The sequence below is a fragment of the Gammaproteobacteria bacterium genome, from assembly GCA_028817255.1.
Taxonomy (GTDB): Bacteria; Pseudomonadota; Gammaproteobacteria; order Porifericomitales; family Porifericomitaceae; genus Porifericomes; species Porifericomes azotivorans.
On sequence record JAPPQA010000194.1, the window covers coordinates 1 to 3,525 of the forward strand.

3 protein-coding genes are annotated in these 3,525 nt (G+C 62.4%); all 3 read right to left on the reverse strand.

What is annotated here, in order from left to right:
• Window positions 1-13: 13 nt before the first annotated feature.
• From OXU43_07830 to OXU43_07840, 3 genes are read right to left on the reverse strand one after another with little or no spacing between them, the layout of a single operon-like run.
• On the reverse strand, window positions 14-154 hold the full coding sequence (locus OXU43_07830; GenBank protein MDD9825063.1) for a hypothetical protein: 141 nt from the start codon (window positions 152-154) through the stop codon (window positions 14-16).
• Between the two features lie 17 nt (window positions 155-171).
• Entirely contained in the window at window positions 172-1,758 is a 1,587-nt protein-coding gene (locus OXU43_07835) for a hypothetical protein (GenBank protein ID MDD9825064.1), read from the reverse strand.
• Window positions 1,759-1,776: 18 nt separating this feature from the next.
• Window positions 1,777-3,303, reverse strand: coding sequence for a hypothetical protein (locus tag OXU43_07840; protein ID MDD9825065.1), 1,527 nt, complete (start codon window positions 3,301-3,303; stop codon window positions 1,777-1,779).
• Window positions 3,304-3,525 lie beyond the last annotated feature (222 nt).

Genomic DNA, 3,525 nt, shown 5'->3' on the forward strand with positions numbered 1-3,525 from the left:
GGCGGCCATCGGATCAGATACGAGCGGAATGCAAGGAAGGCGCCCAGGCGGCCATGGCGGCGCCGCCCATCATCAGGGTATCCAGGGCCGGAGACGGCAGGGACCCCAGCGACGGGGAAAACGGGTCGCGCATCAGGCGAAGGGCAGCTGCCATCGGGAGTCTCCCGGGCCTCAGCTATGCGCGTACCGCAAGGAGGAGACCCGGGCGGAAGGCGCATCCAATTGCCGCGTCGAGAAGAGATAATGGACCACGGGGCGGTTGCCCTTTTTCCAGATCACGTTGTCTATGATGTAGTGGTGGATGTTGAGGAACACGTGGAACAGCGAGAGGAACAGCAAGCCCGAATACTGATCCAGCGGCACGACGGAACCGAGCAGCACGGGCAGGCCGTAATATGCCGTGAATCCCAGGGCGACGGCCCACAGGAACATGCCGCAAACCTGCCGCGCCGCCGGATGCTGCCTGGCGAGCAGCCCCCTGCCCAGGGGATAGAGCGCCCAGGCGGCGAGCGTGACCACCGCCACCACCGCGAGCGGAGAGCCTAGACCCGGTATCCCTGCATCCAGATACCCGGCCAGACTGGAGGCGATCCCGAGCAGGCCGGACAACGTCGCTACGTCCTCCTCCATAATCCTCTCCGGGACGGCGATCCCGAACAGGCCGGAGGAAGCGCCCGCCACCAGCAGACAGGGGACCAGGACCATCGCCCACAGAACCTGCCGGTTCAGCTGCCGCGCCGCGACCCGGCCCTCACGCTCCATGTCGAGCGGCCCCTGTCCCTCCCGCCGCATGGCGGCGAGGCTCGCGTTCCGTTCCCGGGCCAGCACAAAAGGCAGGTATTGCAGCGAATGAAAGAACACGAGCAGGTAAACCAAGTAAGGTTCGTAGAAAACCGGCACCAGCCATAAGTAGATGGAGACAAAGGCGGCGATGGCGGCGGCCGGCGGCCGCTTTCCCTCCCGAATAAATTTCCCCGCCAACACGTAAACGGCCCAGGCGGCAGTAGAGAAGACCGTGACGTGATAGCACAAAGATACGATGTTCACGGACAGCGACCGGGGGCCGGAGAAAAGCAGCGCGGGCAGGGATATATGCGCCGTCCCGAACAGGCTTTGCGACCAAGCGTCCAGATTCGGCTGGGGGTAGGGCACATCGAGATACTCGCGCATCCGCAATCCCTCCCCCAGGTTGGAAGCGGAGAACGTCGCAATCCAAATGGCATACAGGGCCAGCAGAAGGGCGAACCTCTCCGCCCGGCCGTAGTAAATTTTCCGCAATGCCGAGGTGACCACGATACAGCCGTACACCTGCTTGATATAGTGCCAGCCGACGATGAAAAACATGAAGGCGAACAGGTAGCCCAGGTATTGCATCGCCGCCTGTCGCTCGTGCAGAAAGGCGAATACCATGTAGCCCAGCAACAACAGCGGAGCAACTACGCCCATCCACAGGTAGCGCACCGTCATGCCTGCGTCCTCCCCGCCGGCCGGCAGAACGCGCCGCAAGAAGCCGTCGTAGGCGATCCGGTAGGAAGCGGCGACATGCGCGGTATTGAAGACGTAAAACAGCAGGGCGGCCGCCACCGGGAGCATTTGCCGCGCGTCTTCGGCATACGAGGCATACGGAAAGCAATAAAGCCACAGCAGGTAAAACACGATGGAGGCGCCGCCCATCATCAGCGTATCCAGGGCTGGAGACAACAGGGACCCCCGCGAGGGAGAAAACGAGTCGCGCACCAGGCGAAGGGCAGCCGTCATCGCCGGTCTCCCGGCCCCTCAGCCATGCGCGTACCGCGAGGAGGCGGCGCGGACGGCAGGCGCCTGCAATTGCCGGGTCGAAAAGAGGTAATGGACCACGGGGCGGTTGTCCTTCTTCCAGAGGACGTTGTCTATGAAATAATGGTGGATGTTGAGCAATACGGTGAACAGGAACAGGAACAGCCAACCCGAATATTGCTCCCCCAGCGGCACCAGGAACTCGAATAACTTGGGCAGGGCGTAATACCCGGCGAAGCCCAGGACACAGGCCCACAAAAAGAAGTTGCAAACCTGCCGCACCACCGGATGCTGCATAACGAGCAGCCTCCTGCCCAGAGGGTAAAGCGCCCAGGTGGCGAGCGCGATGGCCGCCGCCAGGCCAAACGGGGAACCGAGCGCCAGCAAGCCCGCGTCGAAAGAATCGTACAGGCGCAGGACCAGGCCGAAGAATCCGAACGATGCCTCGATCGCCAGCAGGCAGGGAACCACCACCAGCACGGCCAGGACCAGCCGGTTGAGTTGCCCTGCCGCCAGCCGTTCCTCCCGCTCCATATCGAGGCCGGGCCGCCCGCCCGCGGCAGCCGGCGCGCCCCGCATGGCGGCCAGGGCGATGTTCCTGCGCCGCGCCAGCACGAACGGCAGGTACTGCACGGCATGGAGGTACGGGATCAGGTAAAAGAAGTACGGGTCACGGAAAACCGGCGCCATCCAGGCATAGATGGAGACGAAGGCGGCCACGGCGGCCGCCGGCGGCAACCTCCGTTCACGGCGAAACTTCTCCCGCATGACGCAAACGAGCCAGGCGAAAGAAGCGGCCATGGCGCAATAGAAGAAGAAGCCCAGGATGTTCAAGGTCGGCCCGATCACGATGGCGGGAAACGGCGCGGGCACGGATAACTCCGCCACCCCGAACAGGCGCAGCGCCAAGGCGTCCAGATTCAGACTGTGGTAGGGCACCTTGATAAACTCCTCCACGCCCACTCCCAGGTTGAGCATGGCATAAGCCCCGATCCACAAGGCGTACAGGGGCAGCAGGAGGGCGATCCTCTCCTTGCGGTCGTAGTAAATCTTTTGCAGCGCGGAGGTGACCATGACGCAGCCGTACACCTGCTTGATGTAATGCCAGCCGACGACGAAAAACATGAAGTTGACCAGGTAGCCGAGGTAGCGCAACGCCGTCTCCCGCTCGTGCGACAGGGAGAAGGCCGCGTAACCCAGCAACAATGCCGGCACCAGCAGACCGATCCACAGGTAGCGCATCACCGTGCCCGCACCCTCCTCGCCCCCGAGCACGCGCCGGACGAAGCCGCCGTAGGCGATCTGATAAGAGGCGGCAAAATGCGGAGCGGCGACAAAATAGAAGATAAAGAACGAGGTGATGAACAGCGTGTGCAGGCTATCGGCGGCATGGGGGAGGAAAATTACGAAGAACAGGAAAAACCCGACGCCAAGCCCGCCCATAGTCAACGTATCCAGGGCCGGAGACAACAGAGAGCCCCGCGAGTACGAGAACGAGTCGCGCAACAGACGCCAAGCGGTTGTCATCGGCAGAGTCCCATATCCTGATTTTCGCATCCTGATTTTTACCGTAATACCATAAAGATACAACATTCCCGCGCATTTGCCCAGCACAGGGGCGCCTCCATAAAACGTTTGCAAATCAAAGGCTTGCAAAAGCCGTGGCGAGACCGGGGCCGGCGGGACCCGCCGCCCAACCTACCCCGCTATTCCTGCCCCCGTTAATGCAGTAAAGACAAGCCAGGGGCA

Coding starts and splice junctions, on each gene's coding strand:
- OXU43_07830 (MDD9825063.1), bottom strand. CDS start 154: ATGGCAGCTGCCCTTCGCCTGATGCGCGACCCGTTTTCCCCGTCGCTG.
- OXU43_07835 (MDD9825064.1), bottom strand. CDS start 1,758: ATGACGGCTGCCCTTCGCCTGGTGCGCGACTCGTTTTCTCCCTCGCGG.
- OXU43_07840 (MDD9825065.1), bottom strand. CDS start 3,303: ATGACAACCGCTTGGCGTCTGTTGCGCGACTCGTTCTCGTACTCGCGG.